The organism is Streptomyces sp. NPDC006326 (genome assembly GCF_040612915.1).
GTDB lineage: Bacteria > Actinomycetota > Actinomycetes > Streptomycetales > Streptomycetaceae > Streptomyces.
Window position 1 is genome coordinate 32,806 of record NZ_JBEXRC010000041.1, and the last position, 17,828, is coordinate 50,633.

Annotated in this window: 20 protein-coding genes; 9 read left to right on the forward strand and 11 right to left on the reverse strand. The window is 72.1% G+C overall.

Annotated features, from left to right (window positions below; translation table 11 throughout):
* Window positions 1-142 precede the first annotated feature (142 nt).
* The 3 genes from bioD to bioB are packed head-to-tail and all read right to left on the reverse strand — an operon-like array spanning window position 143 to window position 3,408.
* A complete protein-coding gene (gene bioD, locus ABZ128_RS26955) occupies window positions 143-862 on the reverse strand; it encodes a dethiobiotin synthase (RefSeq protein ID WP_356851410.1) in 720 nt (239 codons plus the stop codon).
* A 1-nt stretch (window position 863) separates the two neighbouring features.
* Window positions 864-2,204 carry an adenosylmethionine--8-amino-7-oxononanoate transaminase gene (locus tag ABZ128_RS26960; protein WP_356851411.1) on the reverse strand — a complete coding sequence of 447 codons (1,341 nt, stop codon included), beginning with the start codon at window positions 2,202-2,204 and terminating at the stop codon, window positions 864-866.
* A complete protein-coding gene (gene bioB / locus ABZ128_RS26965; protein ID WP_356851413.1) occupies window positions 2,197-3,408 on the reverse strand; it encodes a biotin synthase BioB in 1,212 nt (403 codons plus the stop codon). Before bioB ends, ABZ128_RS26960 begins: the two co-directional genes overlap by 8 nt.
* A gap of 156 nt (window positions 3,409-3,564) precedes the next feature.
* Between bioB and ABZ128_RS26970 the strand changes: the two genes are divergently transcribed.
* Window positions 3,565-4,737, forward strand: coding sequence for an 8-amino-7-oxononanoate synthase (locus tag ABZ128_RS26970; protein ID WP_356851415.1), 1,173 nt, complete (start codon window positions 3,565-3,567; stop codon window positions 4,735-4,737).
* A 4-nt stretch (window positions 4,738-4,741) separates the two neighbouring features.
* Here ABZ128_RS26970 and ABZ128_RS26975 read toward each other — a convergent pair whose 3' ends face one another.
* Both ABZ128_RS26975 and ABZ128_RS26980 read right to left on the reverse strand, forming a co-directional pair.
* Window positions 4,742-4,963, reverse strand: a complete 222-nt coding sequence (locus ABZ128_RS26975) for a DUF397 domain-containing protein (protein ID WP_356851416.1) — start codon at window positions 4,961-4,963, stop codon at window positions 4,742-4,744.
* 12 nt (window positions 4,964-4,975) lie between these two features.
* Window positions 4,976-5,860, reverse strand: coding sequence for a helix-turn-helix transcriptional regulator (locus tag ABZ128_RS26980; protein ID WP_356851418.1), 885 nt, complete (start codon window positions 5,858-5,860; stop codon window positions 4,976-4,978).
* A 197-nt stretch (window positions 5,861-6,057) separates the two neighbouring features.
* Here ABZ128_RS26980 and ABZ128_RS26985 point away from each other — a divergent pair, with 197 nt between their 5' ends.
* Window positions 6,058-6,513 carry an ATP-binding protein gene (locus ABZ128_RS26985; RefSeq protein WP_356851419.1) on the forward strand — a complete coding sequence of 152 codons (456 nt, stop codon included), beginning with the start codon at window positions 6,058-6,060 and terminating at the stop codon, window positions 6,511-6,513.
* Window positions 6,514-6,537: 24 nt separating this feature from the next.
* Here ABZ128_RS26985 and ABZ128_RS26990 read toward each other — a convergent pair whose 3' ends face one another.
* Window positions 6,538-6,927 (reverse strand): VOC family protein, encoded by a 390-nt coding sequence (locus ABZ128_RS26990; protein WP_356851421.1) that lies wholly within the window; start codon window positions 6,925-6,927, stop codon window positions 6,538-6,540.
* Between the two features lie 311 nt (window positions 6,928-7,238).
* On the opposite strand from ABZ128_RS26990, the gene ABZ128_RS26995 reads away from it, so the two are divergent.
* From ABZ128_RS26995 to ABZ128_RS27025, 7 genes are all read left to right on the forward strand, one after another.
* Window positions 7,239-7,541 carry an urease subunit gamma gene (locus tag ABZ128_RS26995; RefSeq protein ID WP_356851422.1) on the forward strand — a complete coding sequence of 101 codons (303 nt, stop codon included), beginning with the start codon at window positions 7,239-7,241 and terminating at the stop codon, window positions 7,539-7,541.
* A gap of 15 nt (window positions 7,542-7,556) precedes the next feature.
* Entirely contained in the window at window positions 7,557-7,868 is a 312-nt protein-coding gene (locus ABZ128_RS27000) for an urease subunit beta (RefSeq protein ID WP_356851424.1), read from the forward strand.
* Window positions 7,861-9,582 (forward strand): urease subunit alpha, encoded by a 1,722-nt coding sequence (locus tag ABZ128_RS27005; protein ID WP_356851426.1) that lies wholly within the window; start codon window positions 7,861-7,863, stop codon window positions 9,580-9,582. The genes ABZ128_RS27000 and ABZ128_RS27005 overlap by 8 nt, the downstream gene beginning before the upstream one ends.
* A 13-nt stretch (window positions 9,583-9,595) precedes the next feature.
* Window positions 9,596-10,270, forward strand: coding sequence for an urease accessory UreF family protein (locus ABZ128_RS27010; protein WP_356851428.1), 675 nt, complete (start codon window positions 9,596-9,598; stop codon window positions 10,268-10,270).
* Between the two features lie 18 nt (window positions 10,271-10,288).
* Window positions 10,289-10,984 (forward strand): urease accessory protein UreG, encoded by a 696-nt coding sequence (gene ureG / locus ABZ128_RS27015; RefSeq protein WP_356851430.1) that lies wholly within the window; start codon window positions 10,289-10,291, stop codon window positions 10,982-10,984.
* A 92-nt stretch (window positions 10,985-11,076) separates the two neighbouring features.
* Complete coding sequence (locus ABZ128_RS27020; protein ID WP_356851432.1) at window positions 11,077-11,823, forward strand: urease accessory protein UreD; 747 nt, start codon at window positions 11,077-11,079, stop codon at window positions 11,821-11,823.
* A 192-nt stretch (window positions 11,824-12,015) separates the two neighbouring features.
* Complete coding sequence (locus ABZ128_RS27025) at window positions 12,016-13,677, forward strand: alpha/beta hydrolase (protein ID WP_356851433.1); 1,662 nt, start codon at window positions 12,016-12,018, stop codon at window positions 13,675-13,677.
* Between the two features lie 30 nt (window positions 13,678-13,707).
* Here the strand turns inward: ABZ128_RS27025 and ABZ128_RS27030 are convergent, their stop codons facing one another.
* The 5 genes from ABZ128_RS27030 to ABZ128_RS27050 all read right to left on the reverse strand — a co-directional run bounded on the left by ABZ128_RS27030 (window position 13,708) and on the right by ABZ128_RS27050 (window position 17,803).
* Complete coding sequence (locus ABZ128_RS27030) at window positions 13,708-14,418, reverse strand: lysophospholipid acyltransferase family protein (RefSeq protein ID WP_356851435.1); 711 nt, start codon at window positions 14,416-14,418, stop codon at window positions 13,708-13,710.
* Window positions 14,419-14,597: 179 nt separating this feature from the next.
* Entirely contained in the window at window positions 14,598-14,756 is a 159-nt protein-coding gene (locus ABZ128_RS27035; RefSeq protein WP_356851437.1) for a hypothetical protein, read from the reverse strand.
* 32 nt (window positions 14,757-14,788) lie between these two features.
* Window positions 14,789-15,751 carry a cytochrome c oxidase assembly protein gene (locus tag ABZ128_RS27040; protein ID WP_356851438.1) on the reverse strand — a complete coding sequence of 321 codons (963 nt, stop codon included), beginning with the start codon at window positions 15,749-15,751 and terminating at the stop codon, window positions 14,789-14,791.
* Window positions 15,752-15,856: 105 nt separating this feature from the next.
* Window positions 15,857-16,882 carry a 6-phosphofructokinase gene (locus ABZ128_RS27045; protein WP_356851440.1) on the reverse strand — a complete coding sequence of 342 codons (1,026 nt, stop codon included), beginning with the start codon at window positions 16,880-16,882 and terminating at the stop codon, window positions 15,857-15,859.
* A 192-nt stretch (window positions 16,883-17,074) separates the two neighbouring features.
* A complete protein-coding gene (locus tag ABZ128_RS27050) occupies window positions 17,075-17,803 on the reverse strand; it encodes a glutamine amidotransferase (protein ID WP_356851442.1) in 729 nt (242 codons plus the stop codon).
* Window positions 17,804-17,828 lie beyond the last annotated feature (25 nt).

The following is a 17,828-nucleotide window of genomic DNA, read 5'->3' on the forward strand; positions in this document are numbered from 1 at the left end:
GACTACGTTGAGTCTCCCCGCGCGGAGCACGTGCATCCCCGGAAGCCGCGAGCCGGTGCCACCCCCGGGCCGGTTTCCGCGGGCCGGTTTCCGCGGGTCGGCTCCGGAGGGGCCGGGAGCGGCCCCTCCGGAGCCGAACGGGTCAGGGCCGCCAGGCGGTCTGGAAGGCGGACGCCGACCACGTGCCCGACAGGGGCGGGGCCAGCCAGCCCGGGGCCGCCGTGCGGAAGGCAGCCGGCGCCAGGCCGCCAGAGGACTCCGGGACCGCACCCAGGAGCGGGACTCCCGCGCTGGACGGGAGGTCCGCCAGGTTGCAGCGGCAGGCCAGGTCCGGCTCCGCCGGCCAGCTGCCGATCACCACGCCCAGCGGTTCCAGGCCGCGGGCGCGCAGGGCCTCGGTGGTCAGGGTGGTGGAGTTGAGGGTTCCGAGGGCCGCCGGGGCGACCACCAGGACCGGGGCGTCCAGGAGCCGGGCCGCGTCCGCCAGGGTGTGGCCCTCCTCGTCGAAGCGGACCAGGAGGCCCCCGGCGCCCTCCACCAGGACCAGGTCGTGCGTGGCGGCGAGCCGGTCCGCCGCCTCGGCGACGGCGGCCGGGGACACCGTGGGCAGGCCGGAGCGGCGGGCCGCCGTGTCCGGGGCCAACGGCTCCGGGTAGCGGGCGAGTTCCAGGGCGGTCACCGAAGGACCCGCCAGACGGACCGCTTCGGCCGCGTCGCCCGGTTCCGTCGGGCCCACACCCGTCTGGGCGGGTTTGAGCACCGCCACCGACCGGCCCGCGGCCACCGCGGCCGCGGCGACGGCCGAGGTGACCACCGTCTTGCCGATCTCCGTGCCGGTGCCCGAGACCATCAGTACGGCCATGTCAGCCCTCCTCCGCCGCCGCGCACACCGCACGGCAGATCCGGGCCACGTCGGCGTCACCCGTGACGAACGGCGGCATCGTGTAGATCAGGTCCCGGAAGGGGCGCAGCCAGACGCCCTCCCGGACCGCCGCCCGGGTGGCCGCGGCCATGTCGACCTCGTGCGTCAGCTGGACCACGCCGATCGCACCCAGGACCCGGACGTCCCGGACACCGGGCAGCTCCCGGGCCGGGGCCAGGCCCTCCAGCAGGCCCGCCTCGATGCGCTTGATCTCGCGCGGCCAGTCCTGGCCGAGCAGCAGGTCGATCGAGGCCAGCGCCACGGCCGTGGCCAGCGGGTTGCCCATGAAGGTCGGCCCGTGGGCCAGGACCGGGACCTCTCCCCGGGAGATGCCGTTCGCCACCCGCTCCGTGCAGAGGGTGGCCGCCAGGGTGAGGTAGCCGCCCGTCAGGGACTTGCCCAGGCACATCACGTCCGGGGTGATCCCCGCGTGGTCCGCCGCGAACAGCGCGCCGGTGCGTCCGAAGCCGGTCGCGATCTCGTCCAGGACGAGCAGCACGTCGAACTCGTCGCACAGCTCGCGCAGGACGCGCAGGTACCCGGGGTTGTGGAAGCGCATGCCGCCCGCGCCCTGGACCACCGGTTCCACGATGACCGCGGCCACCTCGTCGGCGTGCGAGGCCAGCAGGGAGCGCAGGTGGGCGACGTACGCCGGGTCCACCGGCGCATCGAAGCCGCTCGGCGGCGCGTCGGCGAACAGCTGGCGGGGCAGGACGCCCGACCACAGCTCGTGCATACCGCCCTGGGGGTCGCACACGGCCATCGGCTGCCAGGTGTCCCCGTGGTACCCGCCGCGCCAGGTCATCAGGCGGGTCTTGGCCGGGCGGCCGATGGAGCGCCAGTACTGCAGGCACATCTTGACGGCGACCTCGACCGAGACCGAACCCGAGTCGGCGAGGAAGACGTGCTCCAGGCCGGGCGGGGTGATCTCGACCAGCTTCGCGGCCAGCCGGACGGCGGGCTCATGGGTGAGCCCGCCGAACATCACGTGTGACATGCGCCCGAGCTGGTCGGTCGCCGCCTCGTTCAAGGCCGGGTGGTTGTAGCCGTGGATCGCCGACCACCAGGACGACATGCCGTCGACCAGCTCGTCCTGACCCTGCGAAGGCTCCGCGAGCCGGAGCCGGACGCCCGAGGCGGAGGAGACGACCAGCGGCTCCTGCCGCCCAGGCATCGGCCCGTACGGGTGCCAGACGTGCTGCCGGTCCAGCGCGAGCAGTTCGGCGGCCGGCAGCGGGGGGTGGTGCGGCCCGGGCGAGAAGGAGTGGTGCGGGTCAGGCATTGGGTGCGAGATCCGTTCCCGCGCCGCGGCGGCGTACGGCCACCAGGTCGGGGCGGACCTCGCCCGCCGGGGCCTGACCCTGCGCCGCCGGGGCGGCCGCGGGCTCGTGGTCGTGGCCCGAGCAGCCGCCGCAGGCCGAGCCGCAGCCGGCTTCCGCCGCCGAGGAGCCGCACGGCCCGTGGGCCGGGGCGGCCACGTCGGAGCGGTGCGCGGGCAGGGTCGTCGTACCGGCGCCCTCCACCTCGAAACCGGCGTCCGCGATCATGTCGAGGTCGGCCTGGCCCGCCTGGCCCTCACTGGTGAGGTAGTCGCCGAGGAAGATGGAGTTGGCCACGTGCAGCGCGAGCGGCTGCATCGAGCGCAGGTGCACCTCGCGGCCGCCGGCGATCCGGACCTCCACGTCGGGGCAGACGAACCGGACCATCGCGAGGATCCGCAGGCAGCGCTGGGGGGTGAGGTTCCACTCCTTGGCCAGCGGGGTGCCCTCGAAGGGGATCAGGAAGTTGACCGGCACCGAGTCCGAGTCCAGCTCGCGCAGCGAGTAGACGACGTCGACCAGGTCCTCGTCGCTCTCGCCCATGCCCGCGATGAGGCCGGAGCAGGCGGACAGGCCGGCGGCGTGCGCCTTCTGGACGGTGTCGACGCGGTCGGCGTAGGTGTGGGTCTTGGTGATCTGACCGTACGTCGCCTCGGACGTGTTGAGGTTGTGGTTGTAGGCGTCGGCGCCCGCGTCCTTCAGGCGCTCGGCCTGGCCGTCGGAGAGCAGGCCGAGGCACGCGCAGACCTCGACGCCCTCGTTCTGCTCCTTGATCGCCTCGATGGTCTTGCCGACCCGTTCCACGTCCCGGTCCGTCGGGCCGCGCCCGCTCGCCACCAGGCACACGCGCTTGGCGCCGCCCGCGACCCCGGCCGCGGCGGCCTGGGAGGCCTCCTCCGGCTTGAGCCACGTGTACTTGAGGATCTCGGCCTTCGAGCCCAGCCGCTGGGAACAGTAGGAGCAGTCCTCCGGGCACAGCCCGGACTTCAGGTTGACCAGGTAGTTCAACTTGACCCGACGCCCGAACCACTGGCGGCGCACCTTGCCGGCCGCGGCCACCACGTCGAGCAGTTCATCGTCAGAGGTCGCCAGAACGGCGAGCGCCTCTTCGCGGGTCGGCAGCTCGCGCCGCAGCCCCTTGTCCACCAGGGTGTTCAGCAGGTCCATGACGCCGATCCTGGACCACACGACCACTCCCGGCCAAGGAGAGATCGCACAACATGGCCGGAACGGAGTGTGTGGATCGCCACATCTGACACTCAAGTCCCGCCCACTAGGGTCAGGCAGGTCTGTGGACAGCCGACAAAACGCGAGGACCCGCCGATGCCCCAGCCCCACCCCGAACCCGCCGACGTCTTCGCCTGGATCGACGACGCGGAGCGGGCCCGTGAGCAGGCCGGACTGGTCCGGACCCTGCGTCCGCGCCCGGCTTCCTCACCGCTCCTGGACCTGGCGAGCAACGACTACCTCGGGCTCTCCCGGCACCCCGAGACCGTCCGCGGAGCCCGGGACGCGGCGGAGCGCTGGGGCGCCGGGGCCACCGGATCGCGTCTGGTCACGGGTACGACCGAGCTTCATGCGGAGCTTGAGCGCGAGCTCGCCGCCTTCTGCGGTTTCGAGGCCGCGCTCGTGCTGTCGTCCGGGTACGCGGCGAACCTCGCCGCCGTCACCGCGCTCAGCGACCGGGGCACGCTCGTGGTCTCCGACGCCGGGAACCACGCCTCGATCGTCGACGGCTGCCGGCTGTCCCGGGCCGGGACAGCCGTGATCCCGCACGCCGATCCGGAGGCCGCACGCAAGACGCTCGGCACGTACGACGGCCGGGCGCTGCTGGTCAGCGACTCGGTCTTCTCCGTGGACGGGGACGCCGCCCCGCTCGCCGCCTATGCGGCGGCCTGCCGGGACGAGGGCGCGGCCCTGGTCGTCGACGACGCCCACGGGCTCGGCGTCCTCGGCGAGGGCGGGCGGGGCGCCCTGCACGCGGCCGGGCTCGCGGGCGCGCCCGGAGTGGTCGCCACGCTGACGCTCTCGAAGTCCCTGGGCAGCCAGGGCGGAGCCGTCCTCGGTCCGGCCAAGGTGATCCGCCACCTGGTCAACACGGCCCGGACCTTCATCTTCGACACCGGGCTGGCCCCGGCCGCGGCGGGCGCGGCGCTGGCGAGCCTGCGCCTGCTCGCGCGCGAACCGGAGCGGGCCGGACGGGCCCGCGAGGTGGCCGGCCGGCTCTACGGGCGGCTCACCGCGTCCGGCCTGACCGCGGCCAGGCCGGACGCGGCCGTGGTGTCGGTACGGGCCCCGTCGGCTTCGGCGGCACTGCGCTGGGCCGCCGACTGCCGCGAGGCAGGTCTGTCCGTGGGATGCTTCCGTCCGCCGTCGGTGCCGGACGGCATCTCCCGGCTGCGGCTGACCGCTCGGGCCGATCTCACGGGGGACGAGATCAGCCGGGCCGTCGAGACGATCCTCGCGACCGCCCCGGCCGCAGCCGTGGACCTCTAGGGCATCAGGCGGGCACGTCCGCCCGTAAGGATGCGAGGAAGCCGTCCCAGGCCGGCCCGGTGAAGAGCACGGCCGGGCCGTCCGCCCGCTTGGAGTCGCGGACGGCCAGCAGGCCGCCGCCGAGGACGGCCGCTTCCACGCAGTTGTTCATTCCGGTACTGCGGCTGCTTCGCCGCCACCGCGCGCTGATCAGAAGTCCGCTCGTGGAGAGGGGGGTTGCGGACACGGGAGTGCCTCCTTACGCGTCGTCAGCGAGTGCGCTGATGAGATCCGACGAGTCCTGGGGCGGGAGGGCGTGCGCCTGGATGGTGCGGAACGCGGCGCTGTACGCCTCAAGGTCTTCCTTCCGCTCCAGATAGAGGCTACTCGTCAAATGGTCGAGTACCACCACATCCAGATCGGCGATGTTCGGAAATGAGAAAATAACGAACGGTCCGGTCAGGCCGAGATGACCCCCCACGCTGAACGGCAGCACCTGGAGCCGCACTTGGGGCAGCCGCCCCACCTGCACCAGATGCCGCAGCTGCGCCGCCATCACCCCCGGCCCGCCGATCTGCCGGCGCAGCACCGCCTCGTCCAGGACGGCGCTCAGCTCCAGCGGGGGATCGGCCCGCAGCACCGACTGCCGCGCCATCCGTACGTCGACCAGCGCGTCCACCTTCGGCTCCGGCAGCCCGCCCAGGGCGGCCCGGGTCACCGCCCGCGCGTACTCGGCGGTCTGCAACAGGCCCGGGACCACGGAGAGTTCCACCGTGCGCGCGGAGCGGGCACCCGCCTCCAGGCTGATGAAGTCCCGGTACTCCTGGGGCAGCAGGCCACGGTAGTCGTGCCACCACTGGCGTCCGCGCCCGGCCTCGCCGCCCGGCCCGGGACCGGCGGCCGAGGCCGACAGGGCTTCCAGCAGCGCCCGCTGCTCGGGGCTCACCACCTCCGCGTACACGTCGAGGAGCAGCCGGATGTCCTCCGGTTTGACGCCACTGCGCCCCGTTTCGATGCGGCTGATTTTCGACTGGTGCCACCCGACGATCCGGGCCGCCTCACCACTGGTGAGTCCGGTACGGTCGCGCAGGGCGCGCAGTTCCTCGCCGAGCTTGCGCCGACGCACCGCGGGACCGTGCTGCATACCCGCCTCCTTCCACCGGCACAGACCGCACCAGTCTGCCGCCCAAATACGCTCTTCCGTAGCAGAGTTCACCGCATTGAGCGACAGATATATGCATATCTTGGGGTAACGGCAGCCTGGACGGGACGATGGGTGGCACTCTGGCGTCCAGCACAGATCCGGGGCGGTTTCGCCGCGGTGGGAAAGGGACCGTCTCCATGGCAGATCACCAGGAAGCATCCGTCACTCTGCCGAGCGATCCCGCCTCGGTCGCCGCCGCCCGCCGCTACGTCGCGGACGTACTGGGCGAATGGGGGCTGCCCGACGAGGCCGAAACCGCCGACAGCGTCCGGCTGATCGTCTCCGAGCTCGCCACCAACGCCGTGCAGCACACCTTCGGCCAGTCCCCGACCTTCACCGTGGACGTCCGGCTGGAGCGCGGGGAATGGCTGCGCGTCGGCGTGACCGACAGCCACCCCCGCTGGCCCAGGCGGCTGCCGGCCGCCGTGCAGCAGGACAACGGCCGGGGCATGGTCATCATCCGCTGGCTCACCGCCGAGGCGGGCGGCCGGCTCTCCGTCAGTCCGACCGAGGACGGCGGAAAGACGGTGTGGATCGCCCTGCCGTGGCCGGTCGGCGTCGACGCCCCGGCGCCGAGCGCCACCGGCTGTTGAGCCCGGCCGGCCGTTGAGCGCCGCTCAGACCAGGCCGCGTTCCGCCGCGCTGCGCTCGATGCACAGTTCGTTGCCCTCGGGGTCGGCCAGTACCGCCCACCCGGTGCCGTCCTCGTTGCGCCGGTCGTCCACGAGCCGCGCGCCGAGCCCGATCAGCCGCTCCACGGTCTCGTCGCGGGTCCCGGCGGGCGGCTGGATGTCCAAGTGGACCCGGTTCTTCACCGTCTTGCCGTCCGGCACCCGGATGAACAGCAGGCCGGGCACCCCGGGCTGCCCCGGTTCCAGCAGGATCTCGTCGTCGTCCGCCAGGTCGTCCGGGTGGATCGGGAAGCCCGTCACCGCGGACCAGAAGGTCGCGATCTTGTACGGCTCCAGGGCGTCGAACGTGATGTGCCGGACGGGGTTGAGAAACATGCGTCTCCTCTGAAGGGGCCGGCGCCGTATACGGAACCGGCTGCGGAGGCGGCCCGGAAGCCGAACCGGGTGCCCCGACGAAACGTGGGTTAACGCGACGGAAAAGCGCGGGCCGTACCGTGTCCGCCACGGCCTTCCGTCAATGATCACCCATCTGCCGGCAAAGCGGCGGTGCTCGGAACGGAAAGCCTTCCCCTGCGTTGGGCAAGACACGCTTGGCTCGGATACGTGCAGGTCAACAAAGTGTTGAAGGCCGCTAGTGTCGGCTCGGCGCGCAGAGTTGATCTTGTCCTGGAAGCTTGGTGATACGAGTGCAACTGACACCGCACGAGCAGGAGAGACTGCTCATCCACGTCGCCGCCGACGTGGCGGAGCGGCGCAAGGCGCGCGGGGTCCTCCTCAACCACCCCGAGGCGATCGCCCTGATCACGTCGCACATCCTCGAAGGGGCCCGCGACGGACGGACGGTGACCGAGCTCATGGCCTCCGGCCGCACGGTCCTCGGCCGGGCCGAGGTGATGGAGGGGGTTCCCGAGATGATCCACGACGTCCAGGTCGAGGCGACCTTCCCCGACGGCACCAAGCTCGTCACCGTCCACGACCCGATCGTCTGAAGAGGAGCACCTCCCATGATCCCCGGCGAAATCGCCTACGGGGACGGCCCGGTGCACCTCAACGAGGGCCGCCCCGTCACCCGCCTCACCGTGCTCAACGCCGCCGACCGGCCCGTCCAGGTCGGCTCCCACTACCACTTCGCCGAGGCCAACCCCGGTCTCGACTTCGACCGCTCCGCCGCGCGCGGGCTCCGGCTCAACATCGCCGCCGGGACCGCCGTCCGCTTCGAGCCCGGCATTCCGGTCGCCGTGGAACTCGTACCCCTGGCAGGGCTGCGCACCGTACCCGGACTGCGCGGGGAGACCGGAGGGCCGCTCGATGGCTGAGCTGAACAGGCAGGCCTACGCCGACCTCTTCGGGCCCACCACGGGCGACCGGATCAGGCTGGCCGACACCGACCTCTTCGTCGAGATCGAGGAGGACCTCAGCGGCGGACCCGGACGCTCCGGCGACGAAGCCGTCTTCGGCGGCGGCAAGGTGATCCGGGAGTCCATGGGCCAGGCCCGCACCACCCGCGCCGAGGGCGCACCCGACACGGTGATCACCGGAGTCGTCGTGCTCGACCACTGGGGCATCGTCAAGGCCGACATCGGGATCCGGGACGGCCGCATCTGCGGGATCGGCAAGGCAGGCAACCCCGACACGATGGACGGGGTGGACCCGGCCCTCGTCATCGGCCCCGAGACCGAGATCATCGCGGGCAACGGGAAGCTCCTCACGGCGGGCGCCATCGACGCCCACGTGCACTTCATCTCCCCGACCGTGATCGAAGAAGCCCTGGCCAGCGGAATCACCACCCTCGTCGGCGGCGGCACCGGCCCCGCCGAGGGCACCAAGGCCACCACCGTCACCCCCGGACCCTGGCACCTGGCCCGGATGTTCGCCGCCCTGGAGGCCTACCCGGTCAACATCGGGCTCCTCGGCAAGGGCAACACCATGTCCCGCGAGGCCATGCACTCCCAGCTGCGCGGCGGGGCACTCGGCTTCAAGATCCACGAGGACTGGGGGGCCACCCCCGCCGTCATCGACGCCTGCCTCGACGTCTGCGAGGAGACCGGTGCGCAGGTCGCCATCCACACCGACACCCTCAACGAGGCCGGGTTCGTGGGCGACACCCTCGCCGCGATCGGCGGCCGGACCATCCACTCGTACCACACCGAGGGCGCGGGCGGCGGACACGCCCCCGACATCATCACCGTGGTCTCCGAGCCGAACATCCTGCCCAGTTCGACCAACCCGACCCGCCCGCACACCGTCAACACCATCGAGGAACACCTCGACATGCTGATGGTCTGCCACCACCTCAACCCGGCCGTCCCCGAGGACCTCGCCTTCGCCGAGTCGCGGATCCGGCCCTCCACCATCGCCGCCGAGGACGTCCTGCACGACCTCGGGGCCATCTCCATCATCTCCTCCGACGCCCAGGCCATGGGGCGCGTCGGCGAGGTCGTGCTGCGCACCTGGCAGACGGCGCACGTGATGAAGAAGCGGCGCGGCTTCCTGCCCGGCGACGGACCCGCGGACAACCACCGCGCCCGCCGCTACGTCGCCAAGTACACGATCAACCCGGCCGTGGCCCAGGGACTCGCCCGGGAGATCGGCTCGGTCGAGACCGGCAAGCTCGCCGATCTCGTGCTCTGGACGCCGGCCTTCTTCGGGGTCAAGCCCGAGGCCGTCATCAAGGGCGGCCAGATCGCCTACGCGCAGATGGGCGACGCCAACGCCTCCATCCCCACCCCGCAGCCGGTACTGCCCCGGCCGATGTTCGGCAGCCGCGGCCGGGCCCCCGGGCTGAACTCGGTCAACTTCACCGCACAGGCCGCACTCGACGACCACCTCCCGGAACGGCTCGGACTCGGAAAGGAGTTCGTGGCCATTGAAAACACCCGCAAGGTGGGCAAGACCGACATGCGGAACAACGATGCCATGCCGAGGGTCGAGGTCGACGCCGACACCTTCACCGTCACCATCGACGGGGAGGCCGTCGAGCCGGCGCCCGCGGTGGAACTGCCCATGGCGCAGAGATACTTCCTCTTCTGATGAGGACCGCCCGATGAGCCTCGCCACGCTGCTCGTCCTCGCGGACGGCCGCTTCCCCGCCGGCGGCCACGCCCACTCCGGCGGGGCGGAGGCCGCCTGCAGGGCGGGACGGATCCGGGACGCCGCCACACTCGCCGCGTTCTGCCGCGGCCGCCTGCACACCGCGGGACTGGTCGCCGCCGGTCTCGCCGCGGCCGCGGCCCACGGCCTCGACCCGGCGGAGCTCGACGCCGCCGCCGACGCCCGCACCCCTTCGCCCGCACTGCGCACCGCCGCGCGGCGGCTGGGCCGGCAGCTGCTGCGGGCCGCCCGGGCCACCTGGCCCGCCGCCGAACTCGACGCGCTGGCCGCGGCCTTCCCGCGCGGAGCCCACCAGCCCGTGGTCCTCGGCGTCACGGCCCGGGCCGCGGGGCTCGGACCGCTGGACGCCGCGCACGTCGCGGCGTACGAGAGCGTCAGCGGTCCGGCCACCGCGACCGTCCGGTTGCTGGGCCTGGACCCGTTCGAGGCCAGCGCGGTCCTGGCGGGCCTCGCCCCCGAGCTCGACGCCGTGTCCGGTCAGGCCGCGAGCGCCGCACTGCTGGCCCGCCACGAGGGCCTGGACGCCCTGCCCGCCGCCTCCTCGCCGCTGCTGGACATCTCGGCGCAGGCCCATGCCGAGTGGCCCGTACGGCTCTTCGCCTCCTGACCCCACCCAAGGAGAACCATGCACCTCGACCACGGCGTGACCTATCCCCAGCGCCACACCCACAGCGCCGCGCCGGTACGGGCCGACGGCTCGCGCCGCGCCCTGCGCATCGGACTCGGCGGCCCCGTCGGCTCCGGCAAGACGGCCACCGTCGCGGCACTCTGCCGTACCCTGCGCACCGAACTGTCGATGGCCGTCGTCACCAACGACATCTACACCCGCGAGGACGCCGAGTTCCTGCTGCGCGAGGCGGTGCTGCCGCCCGAGCGGATCTCCGCCGTGGAGACCGGGGCCTGCCCGCACACGGCCATCCGCGACGACATCTCCGCCAACCTGGAAGCGGTGGAGGAGCTGGAGGACGCCTTCCGGGAGCACAGCCCGCTCGACCTGGTCCTCGTCGAGTCCGGCGGGGACAACCTCACCGCCACCTTCTCCCGCGGGCTCGTCGACGCCCAGATCTTCGTCATCGACGTGGCCGGCGGGGACGACATCCCGCGCAAGGGCGGCCCCGGCGTCACCACCGCCGACCTGCTGGTCGTCAACAAGACGGACCTCGCCCCCTACGTGGGCTCCGACCTGGACCGGATGGCGCGCGACGCGGCCGAGCAGCGCCGTGAACTGCCCGTCGTCTTCCAGTCCCTGCGCGGCGCCGAGGGGGTGGCCCCGGTCGCCGCCTGGGTGCGCGAGCGGATCGCCGCCTGGGCCGTACGGTGACCAGCGCGCCCCCGGCAGCAGCTCCGGCAGCAGCCCCGGTCGCAACCCCCGCTGTCCTCCCGGCCGCGCCCCCCGCCCCGGCCCCGCGCGGCGTGCGGGCCACGGCCCGGATCGGCGCCGTCGCCGACGGCCGGGGCGGCACCGCGCTGCCGGTGCTGGCCGGGGAAGGACCCCTCGCACTGCGCCGCACCCGCGGCGCGGCCGCAGAGGCCGACGTGATGCTGGTCGGCGCGATGAGCGCGCCCCTCGGCGGGGACCACCTCCGCGTCGAGGCCACCGCCGGTCCGGGGGCCCGGCTCGCCCTGGCCTCCGCGGCGGCGACCCTGGCGCTGCCCGGCAGCGGGGGTGAGCCCGCGCGGTACGACGTACACCTGAGCCTGGCCGAGGACGCGATGGTGCGGTGGCTGCCGGAACCGCTCGTCTCCGTCCGCGGCAGCGACCTGCGGGTCCGCACCCGCGCTGAACTCGCCCCCACCGCCCGGCTGCTGCTGCGCGAGGAGCAGGTGCTGGGGCGCACCGGGGAGGGCCCGGGCCTGCTGCGCAGCCGGCTCACCGTCACCCGGGGCGGGCGTCCGCTGCTGGACCAGGAGCTCGCCTGCGGGCCGGGTGCGCCCGGAGGCTGGGACGGTCCGGCGGGGCTGGCCGGCCACCGGGCGCTCGGTCAGCTCCTGGTCGTGGACCCGCGGTTCAGGGAGGCTCCGCCCCCGGCCGCCGTGCTCGGGGAGTTCGCCGCCGTCACTCCGTTGGCCGGTCCCGCGGTGCTGGTGACGGCGCTGGCCCCGGACGCCCTTCGGCTACGGGAACTGCTCGACGCGGCGTGTCGCACGTACGTCGGGTGATCGACGAGTAAACCTGGGACGAATCCGACACCGCTCAGCGGTACACGCGTTTCCGGTTATCGGGTTGGCAAAGAACACGACCGAGCTCTGTTGTCAGGTGTAGGTCAGACGGAAGGATCCACCTGCACCAACGACCGAACCCGACTGAACTCGGCCGCTGCTGGCCGGGTCTGATGCAGGGGGAACAACCACGTGATACGCAAAGCAGCGCTGGGGAGCGCTGCCACTCTGATCACCGGCGCGCTGTCCGCTGGTCTGCTGCTGGCCCCGCCGGCCGCTGCGGCGACCACCCGCGACAACGGGGTTCCGGAGGCGCTGGGCGTCCAGCTCGCCGCCGCCCGGGCCGCGCGCACCGGGATCGAGTGGAAGGACTGTCCCGCCGACTGGGGCTTCGCGGCCCCGATCCAGTGCGGCTGGGTGAAGGTCCCGCTCGACTACGCCAAGCCGTTCGGCAAGACCATCGAACTCGCGCTCGACCGTGCGGTCAGCACCGGTACCAAGGAGGAGCGCCAGGGCGCGCTGCTCTACAACCCGGGCGGTCCGGGCGGCTCCGGCATGCGCTTCCCGCGCCGGGTCACCACCAAGTCCCCGCTCTGGGTCAACACCTCCAAGGCGTACGACTTCGTGGGCTTCGACCCCCGCGGTGTCGGCCACTCGGCGCCCATCTCCTGCATCGACCCGCAGGAGTTCGTCAAGGCTCCGAAGGCCGACCCGGTCCCGGACACCGAGGCCGACAAGAGCGCCCAGCGCAAGCTCGCCGCGGAGTACGCGGACGGCTGCAAGGAGCGCAGCGGCGAGATGCTGCCGTACATGACCACGCCGAACATCGCGCGTGACCTGGACGTCATCCGCGCCGCCCTCGGCGAGAAGAAGCTGAACTACCTCGGTGTCTCCTACGGCACCTACCTGGGCGGCGTCTACGCCACCCTGTTCCCGACCCACGTGCGCCGCATGATCGTGGACAGCGTGGTCAACCCGGAGCAGGACAACATCTGGTACCAGGCCAACCTGGAGCAGGACGTCGCCTTCCAGAAGCGCTGGAACGACTGGCAGGACTGGGTCGCCAAGAACGACGCCTCCTTCCACCTCGGCGGCACCCGTGCCGAGGTCGAGGCGAAGTGGCAGCAGCTGCGCGCCCAGGCCAAGGCCAAGCCGCTCGGCGGGGTCGCGGGTCCGGCGGAGCTGATCGGCTTCTTCCAGGGCGCCCCGTACTACGACTCCTCGTGGGTCCCGGTCGCCACGGCGTTCAGCGCCTGGGCCGCCGGTGACGAGAAGCCGCTGATCGAGGCGACCTCCCCGGACATGTCCGACATCGCGGGCAACATCGCCTCCGAGAACGGCAACGCGGTGTACACCGCGGTCGAGTGCGCCGACGCCAAGTGGCCGACCAGCTGGACCAAGTGGGACCGGGACAACAGCAAGCTGCACGAGCAGTACCCGTTCCTGACCTGGTCCAACGCCTGGATGAACCTGCCCTGCGCGACCTGGAAGTCCAAGCAGAGCAGGCCCATCGAGGTCGGCGCCCAGCGCGGTCTGCCGCCGGTCCTCATCGTCCAGTCCGAGCGTGACGCCGCCACGCCGTACGAGGGTGGCGTCGAGCTGCACCGCCGCCTCGCCGGCTCGCGTCTGATCACCGAGCAGAACGCGGGCTCGCACGGTGTCACCAGCCTGGTGAACCCCTGCATCAACACGCGCGTGGACAGCTACCTGCTGACCGGCAAGGTCGATGCGAAGGACGTGACGTGCGGCCCGCACGCCGCTCCGGTCGCCCCGGCCCCGACCGCCGCGAAGGCGCTCGCCGAGGCTCCGGCGTCCGTGTTCCCGGCGCAGGAGGAGCTGCCGGCCGCGCGCTAGGCAACCGCACGCAGCAGTAGGGGAGAAGGCTCAGCGCGTCCGGCGCCGGGCCTTCTTCCGCGCTTGCTCCTCCTCGGCCTTCACCTCGGCGGCGTACCGGTCGACGTACTCCTGGCCGGAGAGTTCGAGGACCGCGTACATGATCTCGTCGGTCACGGCCCGCAGGACCGCCCGCTCGCCCTCCAGCCCGGAGTACCGCGAGAAGTCCAGCGGCCGGCCGAAGCGGATCGTCACCCGCCTGATGTTGGGGATCTTCTGCCCGGGCGGCTGGATCTCGAAGGTGCCGACCATCGCGCACGGGATGACGGGCACCCCGGCCCCGAGCGCCATCGCGGCCACGCCCACCTTGCCCTTGTAGAGCCGCCCGTCGTGCGAGCGGGTGCCCTCCGGGTAGATGCCCAGCAGCTCGCCCTTGGCCAGTACCCCGAGTCCCTCGCGGAGCGCGGCCTGTCCTGCGTCCCGCCCGGAGCGGTCCACCGGGATCTGCCCGGCGCTGCGGAAGAAGAAGGCGGTCAGCCTCCCCTTCAGCCCGGGGCCGGTGAAGTACTCGGCCTTCGCGAGGAAGGTGATCCGCCGCTTGAGGATCGCGGGCATCAGGAAGTGGTCGGAGAACGACAGGTGGTTCCCCGCGACGATCGCGGCACCCTCGGACGGGATGTTCTCCAGCCCCTCGATCCTGGGCCGGAACAGCAGCCGCAGCAGCGGGCCGAGCAGCACGTGCTTGAGCAAGTGGTAGAACACCTGGGCACGGTCCTTTCACCTCGCGGATCAGGTCAGTGTGGCGCACCCGGTGCCGGATGGTCAGGGAGAAGCCGGAAGCGGCCGGCCGGGGCCCGCACGGGCAGGCCCGAAGAGGACACGGGAGGACGACAGGACGCGTCGCCCCTCGCGGAGGTGTGCGGGCGCGCGGGGGCCGCAGGTCAGGTGTTGCGGGAGGCCGCCATCCCGGCGGTCAGGAGCCCCAGCACCACCCAGCCGAACCACAGCCAGCCGTTGCTGCCGAGGACCACCGAGTACGTGGCGACGGCCACCAGGGCGGCGAAGGTCATCACGGCCATCGCCTTAACGGATCCGGTCATGCCCCATGGTGGCGCGCGAAGGTGCTCCCGCGCTACTGGCCACGCGCCCGGAGCGAGGCCAGATACGCGTTGTACGCCTCCAGCTCCTGGTCCCCGTCGCGGTCCGCGGCCCGGTCGGCGCGCTTCGCCGCCCGCTGCTCCGAGTGGTACCACTGGTAGACCAGGGCGATCAGCACCAGCACCGAGGGGATCTCGCTGAAGGCCCAGGCGATGCCGCCGCCCCACTGCTGGTCGAGCAGCGGGTCGACCCCGAGCGAGGCCGGCGGGTTCGCGTACGTCTTGACCATCGGCTGGCTCGCCATCATCAGGGCGATGCCGAAGAAGGCGTGGAAGGGCATCCCGGCGAACAGCTCCAGCATCCGCATCACGTAGCCGGGGCGGTGCGGACCCGGGTCCACGCCCATGATCGGCCAGAAGAAGACCAGGCCGACCGCCAGGAAGTGCACCATCATCCCGATGTGCCCGACCTTGCTCTCCATCAGGAAGTCGAAGATCGGTGTGAAGTACAGGGCGTACAGGCTGGCGATGAACAGCGGGATCGTGAAGACCGGGTGCGTGACCACCTTCATGTAGCGGCTGTGCAGCAGCATCAGCAGCAGCTCGCGCGGCCCCTTCACCCCGCGCGCGGCGGGCGGCAGGGCCCGAAGCGCCAGCGTGACCGGTGCGCCGAGCAGCAGCAGGATGGGGGAGAGCATGCTGATCACCATGTGCTGGACCATGTGCACGCTGAACATGACCATGCCGTAGTCGTTCAGCTTGGTGCACATCACCAGGGCCACGCTCAGCACGCCCGAGGTGAAGGCGATGGTCCGGCCCAGCGGCCAGGCGTCCCCGCGCCGGCGCAGCCGCACCACACCCCACAGGTACAGGCCGAGGCCCACCAGCGAACCGATCAGGAAGAACGCGTCGAAGGAGAACTCCAGCCCGCGCCCGAGAGTGAACGGCGGCAGGTCCATGTCCATGTGCATGTCCATGCCGTGACCGCTGTGATCCATCTGTCCACTCCCTTGACCTGTGGTGCCCCACCACAGTAGTGCCGCCCCCGGACGCGAACTCGTCCGGGGGCGCCCCTCACGGTGTGACGGAGAAGGGGGGAAACATCACAGGACGTTCTGCGCCTCGTCGTAGCGCTCCGACGGGACCGTCTTCAGCGTCTGTACGGCATCGGCCAGCGGCACCATCTCGATGTCGGTGCCGCGCAGGGCGGTCAGCATGCCGAACTCACCGCGGTGGGCGGCCTCGACGGCGTGCCAGCCGAAGCGGGTGGCGAGCACCCGGTCGTACGCGGTCGGGGTGCCGCCGCGCTGCACGTGGCCCAGGATGACCGGACGGGCCTCCTTGCCCAGGCGCCGCTCCAGCTCGACCGCGAGCAGGTTGCCGATGCCGGCGAAGCGCTCGTGCCCGTACTGGTCGGTGCCGCCCTCCTGGAAGTCCATCGAGCCGGCCCGGGGCTTGGCGCCCTCGGCCACCACGACGATCGCGAACCGCTTGCCGGCGGAGAAGCGCTCGCCGACGATCGCCGTCAGCTCCTCGATGTCGAAGGGGCGCTCCGGCACGACGATGGCGTGCGCGCCGGCCGCCATGCCCGAGTGCAGGGCGATCCAGCCGGTGTGGCGGCCCATGACCTCGACGACCATGACCCGCTGGTGGGACTCGGCGGTGGTCTTCAGCCGGTCCAGGGCCTCGGTGGCCACCCCGACGGCCGTGTCGAAGCCGAAGGTCACATCCGTCGAGGCGATGTCGTTGTCGATGGTCTTCGGGACGCCGACGATCGGCAGACCGGCCTGCGAGAGCAGGTTCGCGGCCTTCAGGGTGCCCTCGCCGCCGATCGGGATGATGGCGTCCAGACCGAGGTCGGCGACGTGGCCGCGGGCCCGCTCCACGCCGTCGCGCAGGTGGGCGGGCTGGACCCGGGAGGAGCCGAGGATGGTGCCGCCGCGCGCCAGGATGCCGCTCACGGCGTCCAGGTCGAGCTTGCGGTAGTCGCACTCCAGCAGGCCCCGCCAGCCGTCGTGGAAGCCGATGACCTCGTCGCCGTGGTCGACGACGGAGCGGTGCACGACCGAGCGGATGACGGCATTGAGGCCGGGGCAGTCGCCGCCGGAAGTGAGCACACCAATGCGCATGGCAGGAAGAAACCTTTGCAACGTGGGCCGACGACCGGACCACGTCGTCCGGTTGGAACTACCCGTCACCCTACAAGCGGATCCGCACCGGACTGAACCATCCTCCACATGCTGGTCGCATCCCTTGGTGCGAACGCACGTCGGCCCGGATCCCCTCGGGGAATCCGGGCCGGACGCAGGGCTGCGCGGAGGTTACGCCGGCTGGGTCGCCGCCGAGATGCGCTCGGCGCGCAGCGCCTCGTACCAGCGGTCGTCGATGGGCGGCAGCGCGTTCACGTCGAGGGCCAGCTTCAGCAGCAGGTCCGCGATCTGCGGGTTGCGGGCCATCACGGGTCCGTGCATGTAGGTGCCGAAGACCGTGTCGTTGTACGCGCCCTCGGTGCCGTCGCCGGTGCCGTTGCCGCGGCCCAGCCGGGTGCGGGCGAACGGCTTCGCGGTCGGGCCGAGGTGCGTGACGCCCTGGTGGTTCTCGAAGCCCGTCAGCTGCGGCAGGCCCAGCTGCGGGTCGATGTCGGCGAGGACGTCGCCGACGCACCGCTCGCCCTCGCCGCGCACGGTGACGACGTCCAGCAGACCCAGGCCCTGCTGGCGCTCGCCCACGTCGTTGACGAACTCGTTGCCGAGGATCTGGTAGCCGGCGCAGACGGAGAAGACGATCGCCCCGTTCGAGACGGCCCGCTCCAGACCGCCGTCGCGCAGCAGGCGCTCCGCGGCGAGCCGCTGCGGCCGGTCCTCGCCGCCGCCGATCAGGTAGATGTCGCCCGAGGTGGGGATGGGCTGGTCGCTGCGCACGTCCACGCGCTGCACGTCCAGGCCGCGCTGACGCGCCCGGCGCTCCACCACGAGGGCGTTGCCCTGGTCTCCGTACGTGCTCAGCAGGTCGGGGTAGACCCACACCAGACGCAGGCTGTTGTCGCTCATGCTCTTGTGTCCTTAGAGGGTATGA